A 21,235-nucleotide genomic window follows, 5' to 3' on the forward strand; every position below is an offset into this window, starting at 1 on the left:
GGCCGCCCGGTCATGCTCGGACCTGGCCAGCTCGCGTTGGACAGCCTGGCGGACTGCCTCGGGGTCCGCTCCCGCATTCTCGACGTCGACCGAGTAGCGGGTGCGCAGCTCATCGCGCATTCTCTGTTCAGCACGAACCGCTTCGGGTTCTTCCTTGGACCAGGCGCGGGCCACCTGGTAGGTGTGGCCGATCTGTTCCGGTGTGGCCCGGTCCCACCACTCGGCTCGATGAACGTTGCTCATCTCCGCTCGTGCGGCGCGCTGTTCTGCGGCGAACCGGGATTGCAGCTCGCGGGCTTCTTGCTCGCTGGCCGCTTGTGCTCGGCGTAAAGCGTCCTCTCGGGCTCTGGCCATCCGTTCGGCAATTTGCCCGGCAGCGGTGACCAGGACTCTCAATTGGCCTTCGAAGGCTTCCTCAATTCCATCTGTTTCCTCGGCCATGATTGGCCCCCTTTTCTATCGTTCCGGGCCGCGGTCCGTACCCGGCGTGGTTCTCTGATGGGTCTTGGCTGGCTCGATCTTATTGGGGATGGGTGAAGCCGCCGCGGTGGCGGGCTTGCCCTGCCCGGCGTGCAGCCGGTCAAGCATGGCCTGTGCCTCGGGATCAAGCGTGCGCGGGCGTTCAATGGTTGCCGTGGCGGTGCCATTGGCGCTGACTGCGGTAGGCACCTGAGGCATGGCGTCACGAACGCGGACCAGCCGCGCGCGAGTGTCCTCGGCCAACAGCTTCGCTTGCCGTGCCTGCTGTCCTGCCACGGAGGCGTCATGCACTGCCTGGGTCAGACGCAAGAGCTGGCGCACCATTGCCGCCTGGGCGACAGTGCCCTGTCCCCCGTGGGCGGCGCTGGCCAAGAGCATGGCTGCACCGGACAGGGCCATCGTGCCGGCCTTTTGAGGGCTCACGGTACGTTCATACGTTTGCGCGGAACGGGACAGCGCTTCGGCGGCGGCGGCGAGGTCTCCGGGCGTGCTCTCGGTTGCGTTGGACCAGGCCGCCAGGGCCCCGGAGGTTTGGCGTGCCACGGTTGCCCAGGTGTCGCGGTCATCGACTGGGACGGCGCGCAGCCGGTCCACCAGCTCACGCAGTTCAGCGTTGCGCTGATCCCACAATTCCGGATTGGGTTCGTGCGCTTCGCGGCCCGGTGCGACCACGCGGCGGCCGCGCTTAGCGGCGTTCCATTCGGCCGCGGCCTCGGTTGCTCCGGCGGGAGTATCGGGCCAGCCATCACGTAGCCGCGGCAGCGTCAGATCACGGCCAAGGTGTCCCCCGCCGTACCAGATCGGCCGTTCTCCGGCCTCGGGACGTTCGGCCACGGAATAGCCGGTGACGACATCGGTTCGTCCGTCGGCAAACCGGGCGCGAATCAGCAGCCCGTCACGGCGCATCCGGCGCACGAATTCCGCTTCACTGCTACTTGCCGTCGATGCAGCTCGCACCTTCAAGGAAAGCAGGAAACGGGGCTGGTCGGTGCGCAGCTCGGCAGCGATGTGTGCCTTGCGGTCGGCCCCGGAAAGGCTCTCCCAAGATGGGGCATTCTTGCCCTGCTTGGTGCGGGTGCGTTCGTACTTTGCTCGGGCTCGGGAACGTGCCTGGGCTTCGCGTTCGGCAGGATCGTAACCGCGGGTCGCTCGTTGGGCCTGGGCAGATTCCAGGGGTTCCAAACCATGCTCTACTTCAAGAGCTCGCGCGGCGGCCTGCGCGCGGCGGAAGTCGTTATGGACGGAGGCCTTGGTGCCATCCTCACGGATCAGGTTCACGGCCAGATGTATGTGGTCGTTGCCGTTCTTCGAGACTCCGTGATGCACGGCAACCCAACGGCATGGTGCCTTGGTCCCCTCGTTGTCGTCGAAGCCCATGGTCTTCACGAAATCGTTGGCGATCGCGTTCCACTTTTCATCGGACAGCGCACCTTCATCGGCACGCAGCGACAGGGAGCAGTGCCAGACGTGACCGCCGTTGACCTCTACCTCGTAGGCCCTGCGCGGGCGGTCGAGATGTCGGGCAATTGCCAGCGCAGCATCACGGCTTAGTTCTGCGTCATCGTGCCAGGCCATCATGGCCGCGTCACCGGCTACCAGGTGTGGTTCGGTGTGTTCATTGGAGCGTCCAGGGCCAGCCAGGTAAGTCATCAATCCGGCCATGCGATCACCGCGCACAATGTTCGGCATCATGACAAGCTCAACCCATCAATGGCGGCATCAATGCGTTCGGCAACTTCACGAACCTTGGCCAGTGTCGAGACGGTGGCAGGCTCCACTTCACCAGTGGCGTTCGCATGGCGGGCGATCTGGTTCACGTTGTTGGAAATGGCCGCCAGCAACCGGTGCAAGGCGAACAGTTCCGCCATTGCTTGCTTTCGCTGCGTGGGTGTTTCGGAGGACTCCGAAGCCAGAGCCGACTCAACCAGGAGGCGCGGAATTGTGACGTGCTGTGCCTCGGCCAGCCGAAGCAGCATGCCTTCTTCTTCCGGCGTCACCTTCACCTTGTGATGGTGCTGCCGTCCGCCTTCGACGTTGGCACGACGTCGGCGCGCGAACAAGCGACCTGTGGGAGTCTGTTCGTCACCCAACGGGATCACCTTCTTTCGGCCCAGCGCAGCGACCCCGCCTTGTGCGGGGACCACACTTCCAGTGTGCCCCATCCTCGACATGAAGTCGAGGACAAAGCGACTTAGGGGACCTAAGTCTATAGCTTGCTCCGTCTGGGACACCGATCCGGTTTTCTCGCGTTGGCAGACGCGAGCGGTTGCGGCTCCGCCGCGACTTCTCTTTTATGTCGATGAAACATCGACGCGCCCGTGCATCTTCCGTACGATGGAAGTATGGCTAAGGAACCGAGTATTGAAGAAGCAGTGGAGCGCGCGCGGCGTGCACAGGAAGATCGAATTAGCGCTATCCGCCTGGTCGGAGAAGCGCGCCAAAGTCTGGCAGATGTACGCGAGGAGACGGCCCGGGAACTTGCCGAGCTTCAAGCCCAAATTGCGAGACGAGTTGCCGATGCGGAGCGTGAGGACGTCAAGGCGTTCAACGCTGCAATGACGGCCGGGTGGTCAGTCGAGGAGCTGCGCAAAATTGGTTACGCCGAGCCGGACAAGAAGGTGCGCGCCCGTCGACGCTCCACGCGTAAGAATGGGCCAAAGTCTGCCGCGCAGTCTGAGCCCAGTGGCAATGAAAAAGACGCCCCGCAGGGCGTCGAAGAATTGTCGTCGGGTTCGTAATCCAGCCCCCTGCCCACCTGTGGACGGCACAAGATATTTCCTTCGGTCTTGTCCCGCCCACAGGTGGACAGCGGGACCCTGGCTGACCGCCCGCACACCGGCCGCAAGTCACCTTTACGTCGATACGTTTCAGTGAGACGATCGCGGCCCGTGCACGGCCTCGGTGGTGGTGGTTCCCCTCCCCTCGATGCCCAAATGATTACACACCACAGACCCCCGTCAAGGGCGCTTCGCGTCACTTCGTGATGCGGCTACGCCGCACCCTGGACGGGGGTCTGTGGTGTGCAGGTCGGCATTTATCGGGGGGAGGGGGAAGAATGGTCCGAACCGTCAAGCCGTGCCCCATCGGGCACGTGCTCGGATAGCACTCCATCAACAATCGAGGTGAACGCTGCGCGCTCATCTTCGACACGGGCCAGCGCCCGGGACACGGACGATGTTCCGACTCCGAGCACCTTCGCGATGTGTGCAATGCTCTGCCCTTCGGCGCGCATTTTCACTGCTGCTTCGGTCCGTTCCACAGTCATCACCGACGGGCGTCCTCCGACACGTCCATGGGCTCGCGCGTGAGCCAATCCTCGGCGGGTGTTTTCTCGAATTGTCGAGATGCGAAGTTGGGCCAGCACGGCCATGATCCCCACGATGGCCTCACCCATGGGCGTGGACGTATCAACATCAAGGAACGGCTCGGTGAGGCTCTTAATGCGCACGCCACGGCGGCCCAAGTCTCGGATGATTTCGATCGCCATCAGCTCACTGCCTGCGATGCGATCCAAGGCACGGATGACGAGGGTATCGCCCTCCATCAGATGGTCCAGGCACGCGATCCACTGCGGCCGGTCCTCGAACCGGCTGGACTCGCCATGGTCCACATAAACGCGTGCAGCTCCGGCCGCTCGCAGCTCGGCCTCCTGGGCCTCGGGATTCTGTTCCCTGGTGCTCACCCGGGCGTATCCAATAACGTGGCTCATCGTCCTACTCCTGGTCCATTGGTGCCATATCCGCGGCCAGGACGGGCCGGGCCGCGAGGCGGGGACTGCTGCCCTGTTGGAGCGCTCCGGCCCGGTGCCTTGGGATAACTGGCGCTCAAGGGTGAACGGGCCAACGCCGCCGGGTCTACCCCTGGCGTTGTCGTCGAGGTTCGCTCGACCGCGATGTGCCGGAACACCGGCACCAACGAGTCGGGAACCACGTCGTACCGGCCAATATCCGGGCGGCTGAACTCCGACGCCTGGTTCCACACTTGCGGGCTCACCCGCGCATAGTCCAACGTGAAGCGGGACTGCTGGGCCACATGCTCCATGAACACTTTTGAGGAACGTCCGTTGCCTTCGCGGAACGGGTGGGCCTGGTTCACATGAGCGAAAACATTGGCGGCCGCGGCACCGAATTGGTCACGGTCCAACCGGCCCCAATCGGTCTGCTGCACCAAGCGCTGCGCGTAGGCCAGGTAGCTGTCTATCTCGCCGGTATTCACATCAGCAAAGCCGCGCATCGTTCCGCTCTTTAACATGTTCTGAGTGCGATACTCCCCCGCCCACTCGTAGACGTCCTGGAACAAGTGCCGATGAATCGCGCGCATGTGGTCGGCGTCGTACGAGTGAGCAACCAGGGAGGGATCAGCGTTGAGCTGGCGCTGTCTGAGCGCGGTCGCGCTGTACTCGAACGAACGCAGCGCGTTGGGGTCGCGAATATCCGCGACATTGCGCATCGTCGAGTTATCCGGCGGAGGATAGAAATACGACTCCCAGGTATCGAACCGAGCCACGCGCTTACCGTGCGGCTACAGCCGGTACAGCACGCAGTGCAGCCTCACGGGCACGGCGCAGATACTCGGCCTCGTCGATCGCGCCGCGGGCCTCGTCGGTCAGGTTCTCGACGTCCTCGCGGTTCGGGACCCAGCCCTCATGCCAGGCCGCGGCCAGTGACTGCCGAACGGCATTGCGCTGGTTGGCGTCGAGCTGCGCAAACAGTTCTGGCCAGCGTTCCTCAATATCAAACTTCTCGGCCATGACTGGCTCCTTCCAAGAAAATGGTCCTACTCCATTTTACCAAATCAACCGAAAACGGTCTATAGATAGTTTCGGTTGGTTTTGGTTTCGGGCATAGGTTTCGGGCCGCCTTACCGCGGCGTGTCACTGGAATTAGTGTGTGGACTTGGTCGCTTTGTGGCGGCGATTCTTGTTCGCTATCTGTCGTCAGGTGCCGATGACGAGGATGCTTGCGGCGGCTTCGATGACGTCTTCTGTGATGGCTTCGAGCTGGTTGATTTTTAGCACTCGGGCTATTTGTGGGAAGAGTCGTTCAAGGAGCCGGAAGTTGCCGCGGGTGATGCGTTCGATCGCGGCGATGGCTTGTGCGTCGGTGAAGTCTTCCGGGTCGAGGGTTCTGCCTAACCGGGTCCAGTGCCGGTCAAGAACGAAAATGAGTTCCTCGCGGCCGAGGGCGCGGTAGTGGTGAGAGAAGCCGAGACGGCTGTAGAGCTGGGGATAGTGCCGGAAGCGTAAGTCGATTCCGGGCATGCCAATCAGGATTATCGCAAGGTGAGTGCGATCGTGGTGGTCCCTTAGTAGCTCCAGAGCTGTTGGGGTGAGTCGTTCGGATTCGTCGATGATGAGGAGGTCGACCCATTTAGTGAACGAATTGCTGGGTCGCATTCCGGCGAGCTTGCCGACGGTGTGCTGGTGTTGTTCGACACAGATGCCAACTTTGCTTTGCCAGTAGTCAATGTCACTCATCAATGTCTTTGGTCTGCAGAGCACTTCAGGTGTGTAGAAGACGGTTCGGGATCGGTTGGCGAGGGCATAATGCTTGGCGTCGTGATCGCCGCGGGGGCCCCATTCATTAATGTATGGCTCGAGGGTGTCCCAGTTTGCGTAGCGACGGGCGGAGTTGGTTTTGCCGATGCCGGCATCTCCGTGACAGATCCCGATTGTCTTCTCGGTGCGGACCGCGTTGGCGAACTCGATGAAGCGTCGGTGCTCTTTGGTCACGATGAAGGCCTGGGTCATTGTTAGTCCTCTTCGTAGGTGCGTAGCTGGCGGCGGCCGGTCTTGGGCTCTGAGCTGCGTGGTTCTTCGCGGGGGGCGACTGCGGGGATGCGTTCGTTGATGCTGTGACGGAGTTCGCGTTTACGGGCGCGACGGGCGGTCTCGATATCGCGAAGGCTGAGCCGAATATTGGGGTGGGCTTCGTCGACGGCCACGCAGATAAAGGTGTCGCGGTCATAGACGCGAATTTCGGAGATGTCGCGGGGGTCGTACCGGATGGTGACGGTGTGACCGACAAAAGGTGCCAACGTCGCGGCGAGATACCGCTGGCCCTGGAAGTGGATGCCGTCACGTTGCACGACCCGGTTCTTCGGAACGGTCAGCAGGAGTCCATCGAGCTCTTCGAGGCTGTCGGGCATCCGGGGAAGCCACCCGTCAGCAACCCAAGCATCCCGAGGCGAGATGCCGAGTTCACTGTGGGGCCGGTCGTTGTAAGTAGCGATGAACTCTCCCAATGCGCGGTCCAGCGCTGGGAGGTCCAGAGCGGGGGTCGGCTTGCGGCTGCCGGGCCCGAGGTGTCCTGGAAGGGCTGCGAGCAGTTCAGTATTAACGGTGCCGAAGAAACGCTCGATCTTTCCGCGGCCTTGGGGTCGGGCGATGGCCGAGTGGACGATGCGAATGTGAAGCGCAGCGGCGGTGCGTTCGAGGTGGTGGCTGGTGAAGTCGGATCCGTGGTCGACGTGCAGAATGTCGGGAATGCCACACGTGGCCCACGCGGGGTCGGTTTTACGCCAGATGGCCTGCCGCAGCGCGAGGGCGGTATTGATCGCCGATGGCGCACCGCTGAATACCATGTAGCCGCAGATGGCCCGCGAGTGATCGTCCATCACTGTGGTCAGCCAGGGACGGTCTGCTTTCCCGTCGGCGCCGATGATGAGAATGTCGAGTTCGGTGTGATCGGACTGCCAGGTCTGATTCGGGCGGTCCGCGCGGCGACGAAATACGAGCTCGTGTCGGTCGCGGTACGCGGCCGGGCCCTCTAACGCAAGCGTGACCAAGGCGGGATCTAACGCTTTGACGATTTCATAGACAGCGGCGTAGCTCGGCTCGGGCGCGTTGCGCTGGGTTGCGTCCGCGCGGGCCAGTCGGTGCAGCGTCGCGATGCTGGGGCGAGGCCTTGTCAGCGCGAGATGTTCGATGAACGCGACCGTCTCGGCTGCCGTGCGTCGCGTGCCCGAGTCGGCGCGGGGGTGCGGATCCAGTGCCGAGATGCCTTGGGTCCGATAAAGGTGGTGCCAGCGTTGCAGCGTGCGCGCACTGATCCCGGTGTCACGGGCGAGGGCAGTGAGCGGGACTTGGTCTTCGACGTGCAGTCGAAGAACCCGCCACCGCTCGCTGCCATCCATGGGGCAGCTACATGGGGGTGTTTTCGCGGGCAGCGAGGGCCTGCTGGTGGCGGTAGAGCGTGGCTCGGCTCCACCCGACAAGATGTGCCGCGTCCCCGGCGGTGCGGCCCTTCGCTCGGGCTTCGGTGACAAGTTTGAGTTTGTCGGCGATTACGACTGGATCCGACAACGGCCGACCGAACCGCGTTCCGCCTTGCCTGGCCGCGGCGATGCCGGCGTTAACGCGCTCTACGATCAGCTCCCTCTCGTACTCGGCCAGAGTCGCGAGCATGTTCAGCATCAGCCGTCCTGACGTTGTCGCTGGATCGATGCCGTCGGAGATGCTTTTCAGGTGCACTTCGCGCTCCTGCAGCAACTTCACCGTGTTTAGAACGTCGATCAAGGATCGGCCGAGCCGGTCCACTCGCCACACGACGACGGTGTCACCTGGCTCCACATAGGCGAGGAGTTTTTTCATTCCGGGGCGCTCGATCGCGGTCTTGCTCCCAGAAGTGACGTCGGCGAACACGTCGCGTTTTTGTACCCCGGCCAATACGAGAGCGTCGAGCTGGAGCTTCGCGTCTTGGCCTGAAGTGCTGATCCGTGTGTACCCAAGATGTCTCACCCGATCATTTTGCCTCAGAAAGCCCCGAAGCGTACCCGCCAGAGACAATTCATGGCGAGACATGTTTCCAAGACACGCCGCGCCCCGGAATGACGCGAGCTCGTCTCTTCGCCCGGAAGGCGAGATGGGTGCCTCGAAAAGCTGTACCTTTTTGATACAAGTCGTGGCGTGCGACACCCCGATCACGAGATGGCAGGCCGATGCCCAGTTCATCTGCGGGACGCTGAGCTCTCCTGGCAAGGCGTGTGCGAGTTCGTCAAGCAGCCATGTCCACGGCTGCCGGAAGTTTGTCTGGCATATGCAGGATCATTCGCGCTCAGCGCTTGTCGCGCTCTACCGCACTCTCGTCTGGAGTCGCCGCCACTTGCCGCTTGCGCCGTGCAAGGAAGACAGCAAAGAAGACGAGAGCGGCGACTTGGATGGTGGCGGTGACAACCACCAGCGCCGTCAGAGACTCGCTGTAGAGCAGACCAGCCAGGGCGCCACCGATAGCGGCGGCCACGCCGAGGACGGCGCCGTAGACGCCAAAGGCGGTGGCACGGTGAGATCGCGGGATTAGGTCGGCAATGGTCGCCCGAAGTGTGGACTCTTGTATGCCGAGGGCCGCGCCCCAGAGCAACGCACCGACAAGGACGGCCCAGAGCGCATCGGCGAAGGCAAGGGCGGGGATTAGGGCGCACAGAATCGGAAGGATGAGCAGGACGCGGGGGCCGATGCGGTCGTAGATCCATCCGGTGCCCAATGCGACGAGTGCGTCAACTAACATCACCGCGGCGTACACGAGGGGGATGACCGCTGGGGCGAGGATGCCGCGCTGGACCATGTGGAAAGAGATCAGCCCGAAGGTGGCGAACCCCGTGATGGTGGCCGCACTGAAGCCGGCGTAGATCCAGAATGCGCACGGCAACTGGATCCGGGTGCTGCGGGCGTCACCGGCGATGGTGGGTGTCTGTCGGTGTGTTCCATACTCGAATAGTTCCGGCTCTCGTGCCCGGGACCGCAGCCAGAATAGCAAGCCCAGCGCGGCAATGCCGGGGACGGCGAGCACCGCGAGCGAGGGACCGTACTGCACGCCGGTGAGTGCGAGCATCCCGGCGACCAGCAGCGGTCCGAGCACGGCGCCGAACTGGTCGATCGCCTCATGGACGGCGAAGCCCTTTCCGCGGCCAGTCTGTGCCGTCGCGAACGACAGCAGCGCATCCTTCGCCGGCGACCGAACCGCCTTTCCCACGCGCTCCAGAATGATCAACACTGCCGCGGCGCCGAGCGTGCCCGCAAAACCGAGGGTGGGGACGGCGATCACAGTGATCGCATATCCCGCGATCGCCCACGCCCAAAACCGGCGGGTCCGATCAGCGAGGGGACCTGAGACGAGTCGCAGCAGCAACGCCGCAGCCTCACCGATTCCGGTCACGACGCCCACGACGATCGCGGTCGCGCCAAACACCGCCAAAATCGGGCCAGTCACTGATCTTGCGCCTTCGTAAACGACGTCAGCGAGCAGACTCACAACGCCGAACGTGGCGACGAATCTCCACGCCCCGATCCGCAACCCACCGCCCACCAGCCACTCCCGCGCGCCCGCGACACGGCGTCGGGCAGCTCTTGTCAGGGTAACCGACGGGAAGCCACCTCATCATCGTCCCTAGCAAGCAATGATTGGGCCGCGAGAGGATCCGCCTCCGAGCCAGCGGAGTGCCTTCCGTCCACCTCGGTGTCTCATTACCTCGACCGTCGACGGCCCCCACAGGAGACCTCCGTCAGCGACATCTCAATGTGCTCCCTCCCGGTTCAACGCCCGTGGCCAGAGTGATGCCGGTGGAAATGTGGCCCTATTCGTTTTGGGGCCAGGTGAAGTTGGTGGTGTGGGGGAAGGATGAAGAGGAGCCGTAGCCGATAACGATGTCGTCGTGCGGCTTGAGGACGTAGCCGGCGGGATCAGCGACTGGTTGCCCGTTGACGTAGGCCTGCAGGGTTTGATCGCCCTGGGTGGTGTAGCCGCCGATTTGGGTGGCGGTGAGCTTGACGCCCCAGATGTCGAAGAACGCGCCCAGGGTGAAGGTGTCGGACGGCTGCGATGCCTCGATGTGGATCACACCGGTGGTGTCGTGGGTGTGCATGGGGGATTCGAGTTGGTCGGCGATGGAAATGCCTGAGTTGGCGGGCACGGGGACCGGCTTACCATCGATGTAGATCACCAGGTGGGCGTGGATGTGGAAGCTCTCGTCCCCGTTCGGCGAAAGATTCAGATTGGCGAGCCGGGCCGGCAGGTTGGCGTACTCGGGCTGCCAGGGGGCGGGGCTGGTCTGCAGCCCAGGCAGTGCCGCGTTACTGACTGCCGGGCCCTGTGCGGAGGTGGCCGTCTGGGCTGACGTGTGGGAGTTGGCGGCCACCGTGATCCCGGCGGCGAGGGCCCCGGCCACAACGAGTCCGGCGGCGCCAAGCATCAGGTTCCGTCGGCGATGGGCCTTGGCCTGGCGGGCGCGTTCGGCCTCGAGGAGGTTCCGGGCTTCGGACTTCTGTGAAGTGCGGCTGGGCATCGACGGGGGCTCGTTTCTGAGGGACATAGTTTGGCAGGGTGGGGCAAGGCTGAAACCCGGATCCGACTCCAGGTTCACGTCGCGTGCACAGCAGGAGTCCCGGACTTGGCAAGGATGCGGGGTTCTCAGATAGAAGGGCCTGCGCTGAAGAGGGTGCGCAGAGCATCCATGGCCTCAGGGCGGGCCTTGTAGTAGACCCACACTCCTCGTTTATCACGCTCAACGAGCCCGGCGTCGTGCAGGATCTTCAAGTGATGGCTGAGCGTTGAAACTGCTAGGTCGAAGCCCTCGGTCAGGTCACACATCGCGCATGCCTCCCCGCCCTCATGCGAGAGCACCATTGACATCAGCCGCAGCCGCACCGGATCCGCCAGGGCCTTGAGCATCCGGGAGGCGGCTTCGGCCTGGGTCGTCGTGATGGGTTCACGGGACAGCGGTGTGCAGTATCCCGTCGCATTCGGGGCGGCCGGCGCCAGGGAGAGGATCGACACGCATCCCATTATGGCAGACTTCGATAGTTTGACAATCATTGAAGTCTGAGTATAGTGAAAGCTGGACTTCGAAGTTCATCGAATTCATGTTTGATTCAAGGAGACACCCCGTGAGTGCACCGACCCCGCTGCTTCGTTCCAAGTACCGCACCCTCGAGGGTGGGTGCGTGAGCTGCTCTGGCGATCTTTCCCCGGTCGAGGCTTTGCCCGGCGTGCGGAGGGTTGACGCCCTGGCCTCCGGCGTTGTGCTGGTCGACCACGACGATACTGTGACCGACGCCGACGTGGTTGAGGCCGCGCAGAAGGCCGGCCTTAGCCTGGCGCCGGCAGGTCCGGGCCGCCCCATCCGCGCCTGACTCCCAGTGGGTCGAACAATCAGACTAAAAAGAGAAGAGATAGTCGAATGAATACCGGAGTGAGCACCTCAACGCAGGTGGCGGCCCCCATCGTCTCGCGGCCGGCACGGCGCCGGTGGTGGCAGAAGCCCGAAATGGTGACCTTGGCGGTCGCCGGGGTCCTGCTGGCCGCGGGCCTGATCGTGGCGTGGACTATCCGCTCCGAACCGGTCGCCCTGGCCCTGTTCTGGGCTTCGATCCTTGTCGGCGGGGTGTATCCGCTTCGTAGCGCCATCCGCGCTGTGCGCAACAGGCGGCTGAACATCACCGTGCTGCTGGTCGTGGCGGTCATCGGCGCGATCGCGCTGGGCGTGGTCGAAGAAGCCGCCATGCTGGTGGTCATCTTTAGCCTGGTTGAGGCGATGGAAGCCTACGCCACCGACAAGGCGCGCGGCTCTATCAACGCGCTGATGGAGCTGACACCCCCGAGCGCGAACCGGCTCACCGCCGGCGGTCTAACCGAAACCGTGGCCGTGGAGCAGTTGCACCCCGGCGATGTTGTCCTCATCCGCCCTGGTGAGCGACTACCCACTGACGGCACAGTCACCGAGGGTGCTTCGTGGGTCGATGCCAGCCCGGTCACCGGCGAATCCGTGCCCGTGGAGGCTGCCGCCGGGACCGAGGTCTTCGGCGGAAGCCTGAACGGTAACGGCGTGCTGCGCGTCCGGGTCACCAAGGAGTACTCCGACACCGTCCTCGCCCGGGTGATCGAACAGGTAGAGGAAGCCCAGACCAACCGCAGCGGCGCCGAGCGCTTCGCCGATAAATTCACCGCAATCTACACGCCCGCCACGTTCGCCCTTGCGGTCCTGGTGGCCCTGGTCCTGCCGGTGTTCGGCTTTGAATGGCGTGAGGCCATCTACCGCGCCCTGGTCATCCTCGTTGTCTCCTGCTCCTGCGCGCTGGTCATCTCCGTACCCGTCAGCGTCGTCACCGCCATCGCCCGCGGCGCCCGGGACGGGATCCTGATCAAGGGCGGCCTCTACCTCGAACGCCTGGCCGACATCAAGGCCGTCGCCTTCGACAAGACCGGCACACTCACCCGCGGCCGTCCGGCGTTGACCCAGGTCATCGGGTTCGGCGGCACCACCGAGCAGGAGGCCCTCGCACTGGCCGCCGCCGTCGAGGCCGGCAGCGAACACCCCATCGCTGCCGCCATCGTCGCCGGGGCCCGGGACCGAGGCATTGACATCCCCGCCGCCCGGGATGCCCGTGCCCTTCCCGGGGCTGGCATGGAGGCCGTCATCGACGGCCGTGCCCTGCACATCGGCCGTCCCTCGGACGCCGACCGCGCCGACCCGCAGGTGGGAGCGGCCGTAGCCGGAGCCGAGTCAGAAGGCTGCACCGCCGTCGTGCTGCGCGAGGACACCCGTCCCCTTGCTGTACTGGCAGTAGCTGACCAGCTGCGCCCAGACGCCCACAGCACCATCGCCGAACTGCGCGAACTGGGCATCAAGCGGGTGTTGATGCTCACGGGCGACAACGCCACCGTCGCCAGATCCACCGCGCATGCCTTGGGCCTGGACGACTACCGCGCCGAACTTCTGCCCGAGGACAAATCAGCTGCCATCCGTGAACTGCGCGAACAGTACGGGGTGATCGCGATGGTCGGTGACGGCGTCAACGACGCCCCCGCCCTGGCCAACGCAGACCTAGCCATCGCCATGGGCGCCGCTGGAACCGATGTTGCACTCGAAACCGCCGACGTCGCCCTCATGGCCGACGAACTGGGCCGGCTCCCCGCAGCCATCCGCCTCTCCCGACGAGCCCGAAACAACATCAAGATCAACATCGCCCTCAGCCTGGCCGTCGTGGCCGTCCTGCTCATCGCCGCCCTTGCCGGGTGGATGACCCTGACCACAGGACTGCTGCTGAACGAGGGCAGCGCCGCACTGATCATCCTCAACGGCCTCCGCATGCTCCTCCCCGGCCGCGGCGAAACCCGGCACACCCGAACCTCGGCACGAGTTTAGGACGGGCCAAAATCAGTGCTGTTGACCGCCGCCACACCATCATCAACGACGCCATTGAGCCCCGTCGTCACCGGCGTCACCTGACGCGGACGCCATAGAGCACCACCAAGACACCGCCATAAAGAGACGAAAGCCACAGGGATTGGCGAGGGCCCACTGCATTAGCGGTGGGCCCTCAGTCATGAGAGTAACCGAGACCACTGATAACGCCATCTCTAAAGCGGCGCAAACGGGTTGCTCCCGGGGATTGAGCCTCGCATTGACTGGGCCGATTGCACGCTGGCTGCGGGTACGTGCGCGCGGTCCTGAGTAGCTGGGAGTTTACGACAAGTTCAGTGATAACCACGAAAGGGCCCCGGCTTCACTGCGCCTCGAGGAGGTGAGAAATCTGCCGGGGCCAGATCGCCCCGCTTGACCAAGCTCAACGAGCTTGACACCATCACTGACGACGTCATCGAAGCCGCCGCCAGCATCCTCGTCATCGAAAACTTACGACACAGAGCGACCACAGAACGCCGCCACATAGCGCCGAAAGTCACAGGAATTAGTGAGTGCCAGGCAAGACGGCCCGAAAACGATCGTTAGTGGATAGACCCCTAAAGGGCGGCGCTAAGAAGAATCCAAATGTTCAACACGGCAACTCCCCATGACAGCAACGCCACGCCTTCGGGCAGCGTGAGGAGCTGGGCGCTCCGGCTGTGTTCAGGGATGCCGCACCGTCGCAGGCCGTAGCAAGCTCTGGCGCATCGCCCTTCCGCGGTGCCGTTCCATGCGGTGCAGGTGCGCGTCAGCCAAATTCCCAAGCCGAGGGGAAACAACACAAGCAAGACGGCGAACAGAATTGTCCCGGTGCTGATGGCGTCGGGGTTGCCGTCCCAGACCGCGGCCAGAATGAACACTGCCAGGACGTCGAGGCCGTCGATTCCCGTTGATACCGCGGCCGTCCGATACCGCCGTTTCTGTGCCGTGCTCCCTGAGGCTCGACCAGGACTTCCAGGGGAAGGCGTGGCCATGCGGTATGGGGAAGGCATGGGATAGTTTCGGGCGGGTCGCGATGAACCGGCATACGGGCAATTGGTTCCGGGCCGATGTCGGCCGACGGGGCATCGGTCGCTGTACTGGCACATGGTTACTCCCTACGTCGATGTTTCGTACACACAGGCACATGCGTAGACGTCTACGGTTTGGGTGATTCTCCGAAGTGCGCCCTCACTGCCTCGGCAATCAAGGCCCCGCGGCCTTTGCCTGTAGCGATGGCCAAACGATCCAAGTACTCGGCTGTTTCCGGTGGGATTGGCGTTTTGGGCCAGGGTGGGTCGATGGGGTCGCGGCCTTCGTCCTGGGCTGGAATAATCGCTACGCCTCGGTTCGCCATTAGATGGCGTCCTGCGCGCGGGCGGTGTAGGTCAGACCGGCCCGGCGCAGCGCGTCGGCCGGGGTGCCTTCGGTCCAGTCCGGGGCTTCTCCGGTCATCGGCAAGGGCGTGTTTTTGCGGGCAAGCTCGTGCAGCTCATCGGTGAACGGCTCCCACGTGAAGGTGTCGGCGGGCTCGTCAATGGCTTCCACCTCGACGGTGAGCCCGCGCCTGGTCAGTTCTTGGCGGATCGAGGCCAGGTAGGCCTCGCGGTAGGCCGCCTGGTCTTGTTCCCATAGCCGTTCGATTTGCGCGGCAATGGCGTCGGCTCGGGCAGCTTGTTCCTCGGTGAGGCTGTCATCCTGCTCGTGCTTGATGGCCTGTCCGGATTCTTCGTCCCACATTTGTTCCAGGCCGAAGTCGTAGAACACGCCCTCAACATCGAGGTGCAGGCGCACAGGCTCGGTCCGCCAGGTCAACAGTTCGTCTTCGGGGGTGGTGCTGTGGACAATCTGCCGCACGTAGTCAGCTTCCCAGGAGCCGGGACGACCGGCCAGCAGCGTATCCACGCCGCCGAGGTTTGCCGCCACGCTCGTGATGACGTGACAGGCGATCTCTCCAAAGTCGGCCGGTTCGGTGTGCTCATTGTCGGTTCCCGCACCGATGGTGCGTGCCGTGCGAGCTGCGGCCGTGAGGGCGGCGATGGCCTGGGTGATGTAGTCGGCCCTGGTCTCGGGCTGTTCTGGGGTCGGTGCGGGGTCGGTGGCGCTCATGGGGTTTCCTCTCGGATGGTCACGACGGTTCCGGCGTCGATGCCCGCGAGGGCACCGGCCCGGACTTCTAACAGTGCGTCGACGTCGTTAGGAGACGTCCAGCGCGGACAGCGATCTTGTTCGGCCTCGGTGCAGGGTTCCAGGGTCTGCACAGCGATGACGCGGTGATCCGCGATCCAGGCGACGTCGATCGGGAACTTCATTCCGGCCATCCACACTTGGCGCTCTGATTGGCTGGCGAATGAAAACAGCATGCCTTGGTCCTCCGACAGCTCGGACCGGCCAGAGAGGCCCGTGCGCTGCTCGTCGGCAGTGAGGGCGTGCTCTACCCGGAATTCCAGGGCCGGGCCGAGAGCGACGAGGGCGGTCGCGGGTTCCGGAGGCGTCGAAGCGCATCCGGTCAGCAGGGCAGACAAGGCCACTGCGGCGGCCGCGTGCGCCCGCATGGCCTTAGTCCTCGGACCCTGCGGCCGCTGCGCCGCCCTGGGGCATCTCGCGGGCTCCCACCGATGGGAAGGGCTCGCCGTTGTTGTACTTGGCTTCCAGGCGCTCAACCTCGGCCATCACGGCGCGGTTGACGAACTGGGACAGGTTGCGGTTTCCCTCGGTGGTCATCGTGTAAAGAATCGCACCGCGCACCCGGGCGGTGTCCTCGGGGTCCTGGTAAAACGAAACCTTGTGCGGGTACTTCTTTTTGCCGTCGACCGGCTTCGGCACCGCTACTCGCGTTGCGGTAGCTGGGGCGGCCGGCACGCTGGCCGCGGGCGCTGGGTCCGCCTGTGCAGCCGGTTGAGGCGGGGTGACGGGGCTTGAACCGGCAAGGGATGACTTGCGCGGGGTGGGGCGGGTCATGGCTTTACTCCTTCGATGGTGGCCAGGTGTTCGCTGTAGAGGGCGCTGAGCGTGGTCGCTTCGGCGCTCCCCCATTCATCGAGGCCGCGCGCGGCCTCGACCGCGTCTGCGATAACGACGCGCTTGGGGATTGGCGGTGTCAGCACGCGCAGGTCGCGGGCCTCTGCTGCGGTGTGCAGCTCATCAAGCCACGTTTGACCGCTGACGGTTCGTTCCTCGTGCTGGTTGACGAGGACGCCCGCCACCGTCAACGACGGGTTGTAGTAGGCGCGTACGCTCTCGACGGTGTTAAGGAGCTGGGACAGGCCGCTGAGGCTCCACTGCTTCGAGTGCGTGACAACCATGACCCCTTGGGCTGCGGTCAGCCCATTGATCGTGAGCTGGTCCAGACTCGGGGCGCAGTCGATCAGGATTAGGTCGTAGTCCTCCGCCACGGGGGCCAGGGCTTCCCTCAGGCGGCCCTCGCGGCCTGCCCCGGCAATCACCAGTTCATCGCGCACGCTTGCCAGAGCGTCATACAACGGCGTGGGTACGACGTCGAGGCCGGGCCAGAGGCCCGGCACGATGACGTCACGCACGGTCTCGGATGCGCGGGAACTGAGCGCGTCGGCTAGTCCTGCCTGGTCCTCGGTTACTGGTTCGGCGGTGACTACGGCGGTGAGGTTGCCCTGGGGGTCGTTGTCGACCACGAGCACCCGTAGGCCGCGGAGCACACCGGAACGTGCCAGGTGGAAGGTGGTCGTCGATTTACCGACGCCGCCCTTCTGATTGCAGAGGGCGAAAATTTGAGCGGTCACTGTATTACCTCCAATAGTGCTAATAGTACTGTCAGGGGTGCGAAGCTTGCCAGCCGCGCACCCCTGACAGGTTAGGCGTCAATCTGTCCTAGTCGCTGCTGCGGCCATTCCGCGCGGCGGTGACTGTCTGGCCGCGCAAGCTCACGGCCACCTCGTCGGCGTTCACTTCGTGCTTGATCCTGGTTCCCTGTTGGCCCTTGTATTCGGTGACCCGATAGCGCCCCGAAAACATCACGCGGATATTGCCGGACTCCTGCGCGGCGGCGACAAGGTTCGTTGCCTGGTCGCCGCTCACGGCAACCTCGTAGGCGATGGCTGGGCCGTCGGCGTAGCTGCCGTCCTCCTGGCGCAGTCTGTCGGTGACGATGACGCGGGCATAGGTGTATGCGCCGCGCTCTCCCTGGCGCAGCTCGGGGGTGGCGGCCAGGTTGCCGGTTCGGGTGATGTGACTCATGATTCTCTCCTTCGTTCCGTAACTCTAATAGTACTATCAGGGTTACTTGATTAGCAAGGGTTAGTGACGCTCGATTTCCATCGGACGCCCGTCCATCTGCGAGGGGTATAGGACCCACTCGATGCCGCTGGACGGATTGGGGTTTTCAACCCGCACGCCTCGAACGGGCGAGCCGAATTCAATGGGCCCCAGGGGGCTGGTCACGCGCAGCGGTGTGCGGTACGCGCGGCCCCCGTGGCTCAAGATGCGATCCCCGGCGCGCAGGTCCGCCAGGCGGTGAATGGTGATGGTCTGCATTGCGACTCCTTTTGATGCGTTTCTAACGGTGATAGTACTATTAGGGCTGACGGGAAATTATTCTGCTGCGGCGATGGTCACGGTAACGGGTTCCGCCGCATTCTCGATATGCACGGCATAGCCCGTCGGCGTCCGCTCAACATAAGCGGTGAGCACGGTGCGCCCCTCGTCGTCGTCGAAGTCCACGCGCCCATAGCGCTCGGCCTCCTCCGGGCTGGGAAGATTCCGGGGCTGTACGTGCCAGGCCTTCGGCTCCAACCGCTCCCCCGTGTCGTAGGGGGTGATGATCTGCTGCTTCATGATTCCGCTCCTCTTGTTCTTTCTAACTCTAATAGTACTATCAGAGTTACCTAAGATCAACCCTTCCGGGTCACTCTCCGCCGTTGGCCAGGGCGGCCAGTCGGCTGATGTTATCGGGCCGGAAGCCGGACCAGTGATCCTCTCCCGTGCCGTCCTCCACAACGCATACCGGGGCCTCGGAGTACCCTAGTTCCTCGGTGACATACTCGCGAGCTGCGGCATTCTGCCGAATGTCCACCTCGACGAATTCGACCCCTTTCGCGGTCATAACGTCCTTGGTCATCTTGCATCGAATGCAGCCCGGCCCTGTGGTGTACACGGTGACCATGCGACTCGCCTCCTGGGTAGTGGTTCCTAGCGACTTCCTCTAACTCTAATAGTACTATCGTTGTGGGCAAAAAGCAACGGTAATAGTACTATCGAGGACTGTTTTCCACGGTTGGATAATGCCGCGCCGCCGCTACATCCTGCATGAGGTCGACGACCTGCCCGGCGCTTCGCCCCTGGCAGTTGTCCAGAGTTTCGCGGATCAGGGCGGCACGGCATTCCTCGCTGATGCCCGCGATGGTGTCGGCAGCCATTTCCCATAGATCACTTTCGGTGGTTTCGCTGCGCTCTACTGCATGTGTTTCCATACCTCTAATAGTACTATCACCGCTACTAAAAAGCAACGGTGATAGTACTATCAATTAGTGCCAGTAGCGCGGATTTAGTGCGGTTGGGCCGTCGTAGTCGATGGCCAGCGCCGCTCTGGCGAGCTGGTCAATGTAGATTCCTTCGATGTGCGCATGCTCGGTTTTTCGCGCAATCTCCCGCACCTCGACGTCGATTTCATCGGCAGGGGTGAGGCTGACCATGACGGCCATCTTGCGCGGCTGCGCACCTCGCGCGCCGCTCTTGGTGAGCGGAAGAACTCGGGCGGTGAACATCAGTCCGCCGCACTGGTGAACGCCTGGCACGGTGGCAAGGTCCGTAGCGCCAAGGGACCCCAGCACGCCCGGGCCGATGGCCCGGCGCAGGTCGTTTGCGGTGCAGCGGTGCTCCTCGGTGGCTCCGAATACTGCTTTTTCGGGATAGGTGAAAAGTGCCTTGTTCATGGTTTCCCTTTCTTTGGTTTACATTTACCTCTGACAGTACTATCGCCGCTAGCCTTAGGTAGCGGCAATAGTACTTACTTAGTCATGGTCGGGCCAGCCCTGGGGCTTATCCCCGACTTCCTCGGGGAACATTTCCCTCCAAGCCCTCTCCGCCGCCCGGTTGATGCGGTTTTCCTCGTCGGCCCTTGCCTGCCATTCGGAGCTATCGGACATGGCACTTTCCTTTCTCTTGCTTGTTCCTCATAACTCTAATAGTACTATCACCGTTACTGGAATGCAACGGTGATAGTACTATTCGGGAGGGTTTTTTAGGCGGCTTCGGTTTCTTCTTCGCTCTCGGTGATTGCCTCGGCCAAGGTGTGCGCGGTGCGCAGTACGTGGGCGGCGGTTTCCTTGATGGTCTCGGCGTCGCCCTTGCTCCATCCGGCCACGTAGCCGATGCTGTAGGCGCTGGTGTCGAGTCCGAGAATTCCGGCAACGACGTAGGCCACGCTCTCGGCCTCGGTCTCCTTGATGCCTCGGTGCTCGACGTATTCGGCGGGGTCCTCGTCGGCGTGCAGGATGACGTGCGCGGCCTCGTGTAGTGCGGTTTTGGCGGCTTGCGCGGGGGAGAGACCCGCATCCACGACGACGCAGCGGCTCCCGTCGGTGGTGGTGTAGCCATTGGCCGTTCCTGGGATGGGTTCGCGCGTCACGGTCCAGCCCTGGCCGGTGAGGTAGTCGGTTACGGCGTCGACGATGCCGCTGGGGTCCTCTCCGCTGAGCTTGTGGGCGATGGTGCTCGGGTCGTGTGCCTCGGGGTCGATGGGGTCGGTCTGGCCCATGTCGAATACCGAGACGGGGAAGAATCGGCGGGTGCGCTGTTCCTTCTCTTCGCCTGTGCGCTCATCTTCCTGGGTGGTTACGACGTCGCGGCCGCCGAAGATGCGGATGCCCTTCTCTCCCTTGCGGACCTGGCGGCCGAGCTTCTGCCAGGTGCGGTATCCGGCAACATGGGTTGCTTCGGGCTGTTGGGAGAGGATCAACAACAGGTTGTTGATGCTGTAGCGGTGGAAGGACTGCGCGAAGTCCAGGAAACGGGTCCAGGCTTCGGATTCGCGCAGCTCCTCGACCTGCTGGGCAATCGAGGCTTGCAGGGCTTCGGCCTCGGCGCGGCGCTGCTCGGGGCTCTTGCTGTTCTTGACCTTGCGGACCATGATAAAAACCTCCGGTAATAGTACTAACAGGATGGGATGGTGAGGCGTTCGCTTGGTGGCCTCGTTCCTGATAAGCGGAGCAGTGCCGGCGCAAGGAGTGAAGTGCAACCCGTAGGGCGGCGGGGGAGAAAGTTTTTTGGCCGAATAAGGAGCTTGCGACGCGGCCAAAAAAGTTTCGGAGGAGCCGGGGCGCAGCCCTTGCGCGTAGCGACGGCCGGCAATGATGGAGCGTCAGGAACGAGGTACGAGAGGGTGGCAAAAGTGCTCGGCCGCGCAGCGGCCGTCGGAGTCGGCCCGTAGGGCCCGGGGGAGCGCGAGGGCGTCAGCCTTCGCAGAGGAGGCCTCTTGGCCGACCGGCGGTGCAGTTTCCGTTCCGTCCCCACTGTGTGCAGGCCAGCCCTGGCGTTAGCTGGGCTGTGCACATTGGGCGTCGGGGGATTCCGGGTGTCGTCGTCCCCAGGTGGGAGGGTGCCTGGGCAGCCATCCACGTGGGGGCGC

The 21,235-nt window shown here is 63.6% G+C and carries 26 protein-coding genes and 1 pseudogene; 3 read left to right on the plus strand and 24 right to left on the minus strand.

Annotation, left to right across the window (positions count from 1 at the left end):
- The 3 genes and pseudogenes from RCH21_RS16675 to RCH21_RS16685 form a co-directional block, all read right to left on the minus strand.
- Nucleotides 1–441 (minus strand): annotated as a pseudogene (locus tag RCH21_RS16675) (hypothetical protein); the annotation flags it as partial.
- Between the two features lie 15 nt (nucleotides 442–456).
- Nucleotides 457–2,172: a relaxase/mobilization nuclease domain-containing protein gene (locus RCH21_RS16680; RefSeq protein ID WP_326965338.1), complete on the minus strand. Its 1,716-nt coding sequence runs from the start codon at nucleotides 2,170–2,172 to the stop codon at nucleotides 457–459.
- Nucleotides 2,169–2,579 (minus strand): MobC family plasmid mobilization relaxosome protein, encoded by a 411-nt coding sequence (locus RCH21_RS16685; RefSeq protein WP_326965372.1) that lies wholly within the window; start codon nucleotides 2,577–2,579, stop codon nucleotides 2,169–2,171. Before RCH21_RS16685 ends, RCH21_RS16680 begins: the two co-directional genes overlap by 4 nt.
- A gap of 243 nt (nucleotides 2,580–2,822) precedes the next feature.
- On the opposite strand from RCH21_RS16685, the gene RCH21_RS16690 reads away from it, so the two are divergent.
- Complete coding sequence (locus RCH21_RS16690) at nucleotides 2,823–3,218, plus strand: hypothetical protein (RefSeq protein WP_326965339.1); 396 nt, start codon at nucleotides 2,823–2,825, stop codon at nucleotides 3,216–3,218.
- A 296-nt stretch (nucleotides 3,219–3,514) separates the two neighbouring features.
- Here RCH21_RS16690 and RCH21_RS16695 read toward each other — a convergent pair whose 3' ends face one another.
- The 9 genes from RCH21_RS16695 to RCH21_RS16735 all read right to left on the minus strand — a co-directional run bounded on the left by RCH21_RS16695 (nucleotide 3,515) and on the right by RCH21_RS16735 (nucleotide 11,249).
- Nucleotides 3,515–4,189 (minus strand): recombinase family protein, encoded by a 675-nt coding sequence (locus tag RCH21_RS16695; protein WP_326965340.1) that lies wholly within the window; start codon nucleotides 4,187–4,189, stop codon nucleotides 3,515–3,517.
- A complete protein-coding gene (locus tag RCH21_RS16700; RefSeq protein ID WP_326965341.1) occupies nucleotides 4,186–4,986 on the minus strand; it encodes a Fic/DOC family protein in 801 nt (266 codons plus the stop codon). Before RCH21_RS16700 ends, RCH21_RS16695 begins: the two co-directional genes overlap by 4 nt.
- Nucleotides 4,987–4,990: 4 nt before the next feature.
- Nucleotides 4,991–5,230, minus strand: a complete 240-nt coding sequence (locus tag RCH21_RS16705; protein ID WP_326965342.1) for a hypothetical protein — start codon at nucleotides 5,228–5,230, stop codon at nucleotides 4,991–4,993.
- A gap of 186 nt (nucleotides 5,231–5,416) precedes the next feature.
- The gene (locus RCH21_RS16710) at nucleotides 5,417–6,229 is read right to left on the minus strand and encodes an AAA family ATPase (protein WP_326965343.1); all 813 of its coding nucleotides are present in this window, start codon (nucleotides 6,227–6,229) and stop codon (nucleotides 5,417–5,419) included.
- A gap of 2 nt (nucleotides 6,230–6,231) precedes the next feature.
- Nucleotides 6,232–7,614 (minus strand): Mu transposase C-terminal domain-containing protein, encoded by a 1,383-nt coding sequence (locus RCH21_RS16715; protein WP_326965344.1) that lies wholly within the window; start codon nucleotides 7,612–7,614, stop codon nucleotides 6,232–6,234.
- Nucleotides 7,615–7,621: 7 nt separating this feature from the next.
- Nucleotides 7,622–8,218 (minus strand): recombinase family protein, encoded by a 597-nt coding sequence (locus RCH21_RS16720; protein WP_326965373.1) that lies wholly within the window; start codon nucleotides 8,216–8,218, stop codon nucleotides 7,622–7,624.
- A 316-nt stretch (nucleotides 8,219–8,534) separates the two neighbouring features.
- Entirely contained in the window at nucleotides 8,535–9,686 is a 1,152-nt protein-coding gene (locus RCH21_RS16725; RefSeq protein ID WP_326965345.1) for an MFS transporter, read from the minus strand.
- Nucleotides 9,687–10,050: 364 nt separating this feature from the next.
- A complete protein-coding gene (locus RCH21_RS16730; RefSeq protein WP_326965346.1) occupies nucleotides 10,051–10,758 on the minus strand; it encodes a hypothetical protein in 708 nt (235 codons plus the stop codon).
- Nucleotides 10,759–10,883: 125 nt separating this feature from the next.
- Nucleotides 10,884–11,249 carry an ArsR/SmtB family transcription factor gene (locus RCH21_RS16735; protein ID WP_400574680.1) on the minus strand — a complete coding sequence of 122 codons (366 nt, stop codon included), beginning with the start codon at nucleotides 11,247–11,249 and terminating at the stop codon, nucleotides 10,884–10,886.
- Nucleotides 11,250–11,359: 110 nt separating this feature from the next.
- Here RCH21_RS16735 and RCH21_RS16740 point away from each other — a divergent pair, with 110 nt between their 5' ends.
- Together RCH21_RS16740 and RCH21_RS16745 are read left to right on the plus strand one after the other, a co-directional pair.
- A complete protein-coding gene (locus tag RCH21_RS16740) occupies nucleotides 11,360–11,605 on the plus strand; it encodes a hypothetical protein (protein ID WP_326965347.1) in 246 nt (81 codons plus the stop codon).
- A gap of 59 nt (nucleotides 11,606–11,664) precedes the next feature.
- Complete coding sequence (locus RCH21_RS16745; protein ID WP_326965348.1) at nucleotides 11,665–13,617, plus strand: heavy metal translocating P-type ATPase; 1,953 nt, start codon at nucleotides 11,665–11,667, stop codon at nucleotides 13,615–13,617.
- 1,374 nt (nucleotides 13,618–14,991) lie between these two features.
- On the opposite strand, the gene RCH21_RS16750 is transcribed toward RCH21_RS16745, so the two are convergent.
- From RCH21_RS16750 to RCH21_RS16805, 12 genes are all read right to left on the minus strand, one after another.
- On the minus strand, nucleotides 14,992–15,744 hold the full coding sequence (locus RCH21_RS16750) for a hypothetical protein (protein ID WP_326965349.1): 753 nt from the start codon (nucleotides 15,742–15,744) through the stop codon (nucleotides 14,992–14,994).
- Nucleotides 15,741–16,190, minus strand: coding sequence for a DUF192 domain-containing protein (locus RCH21_RS16755; RefSeq protein ID WP_326965350.1), 450 nt, complete (start codon nucleotides 16,188–16,190; stop codon nucleotides 15,741–15,743). Before RCH21_RS16755 ends, RCH21_RS16750 begins: the two co-directional genes overlap by 4 nt.
- Nucleotides 16,191–16,194: 4 nt before the next feature.
- Nucleotides 16,195–16,596, minus strand: coding sequence for a ParB family protein (locus RCH21_RS16760; protein WP_326965351.1), 402 nt, complete (start codon nucleotides 16,594–16,596; stop codon nucleotides 16,195–16,197).
- The gene (locus RCH21_RS16765; protein ID WP_204677863.1) at nucleotides 16,593–17,393 is read right to left on the minus strand and encodes a ParA family protein; all 801 of its coding nucleotides are present in this window, start codon (nucleotides 17,391–17,393) and stop codon (nucleotides 16,593–16,595) included. Before RCH21_RS16765 ends, RCH21_RS16760 begins: the two co-directional genes overlap by 4 nt.
- An 88-nt stretch (nucleotides 17,394–17,481) precedes the next feature.
- Nucleotides 17,482–17,847 carry a single-stranded DNA-binding protein gene (locus RCH21_RS16770; protein WP_326965352.1) on the minus strand — a complete coding sequence of 122 codons (366 nt, stop codon included), beginning with the start codon at nucleotides 17,845–17,847 and terminating at the stop codon, nucleotides 17,482–17,484.
- A 60-nt stretch (nucleotides 17,848–17,907) separates the two neighbouring features.
- A complete protein-coding gene (locus RCH21_RS16775) occupies nucleotides 17,908–18,144 on the minus strand; it encodes a hypothetical protein (protein WP_326965353.1) in 237 nt (78 codons plus the stop codon).
- Between the two features lie 57 nt (nucleotides 18,145–18,201).
- Entirely contained in the window at nucleotides 18,202–18,444 is a 243-nt protein-coding gene (locus RCH21_RS16780) for a hypothetical protein (RefSeq protein WP_326965354.1), read from the minus strand.
- A gap of 70 nt (nucleotides 18,445–18,514) precedes the next feature.
- Entirely contained in the window at nucleotides 18,515–18,772 is a 258-nt protein-coding gene (locus RCH21_RS16785) for a glutaredoxin family protein (RefSeq protein ID WP_326965355.1), read from the minus strand.
- 88 nt (nucleotides 18,773–18,860) lie between these two features.
- The gene (locus RCH21_RS16790; protein ID WP_326965356.1) at nucleotides 18,861–19,079 is read right to left on the minus strand and encodes a hypothetical protein; all 219 of its coding nucleotides are present in this window, start codon (nucleotides 19,077–19,079) and stop codon (nucleotides 18,861–18,863) included.
- A gap of 54 nt (nucleotides 19,080–19,133) precedes the next feature.
- Nucleotides 19,134–19,541, minus strand: a complete 408-nt coding sequence (locus RCH21_RS16795; protein WP_326965357.1) for a hypothetical protein — start codon at nucleotides 19,539–19,541, stop codon at nucleotides 19,134–19,136.
- Between the two features lie 78 nt (nucleotides 19,542–19,619).
- A complete protein-coding gene (locus RCH21_RS16800) occupies nucleotides 19,620–19,754 on the minus strand; it encodes a hypothetical protein (RefSeq protein WP_326965358.1) in 135 nt (44 codons plus the stop codon).
- 95 nt (nucleotides 19,755–19,849) lie between these two features.
- Nucleotides 19,850–20,737 (minus strand): ArdC-like ssDNA-binding domain-containing protein, encoded by an 888-nt coding sequence (locus tag RCH21_RS16805; RefSeq protein ID WP_326965359.1) that lies wholly within the window; start codon nucleotides 20,735–20,737, stop codon nucleotides 19,850–19,852.
- Between the last annotated feature and the right edge of the window lie 498 nt (nucleotides 20,738–21,235).

The sequence above is a fragment of the Arthrobacter sp. PL16 genome, from assembly GCF_035985055.1.
GTDB classification, from domain to species: domain Bacteria; phylum Actinomycetota; class Actinomycetes; order Actinomycetales; family Micrococcaceae; genus Arthrobacter_D; species Arthrobacter_D cheniae.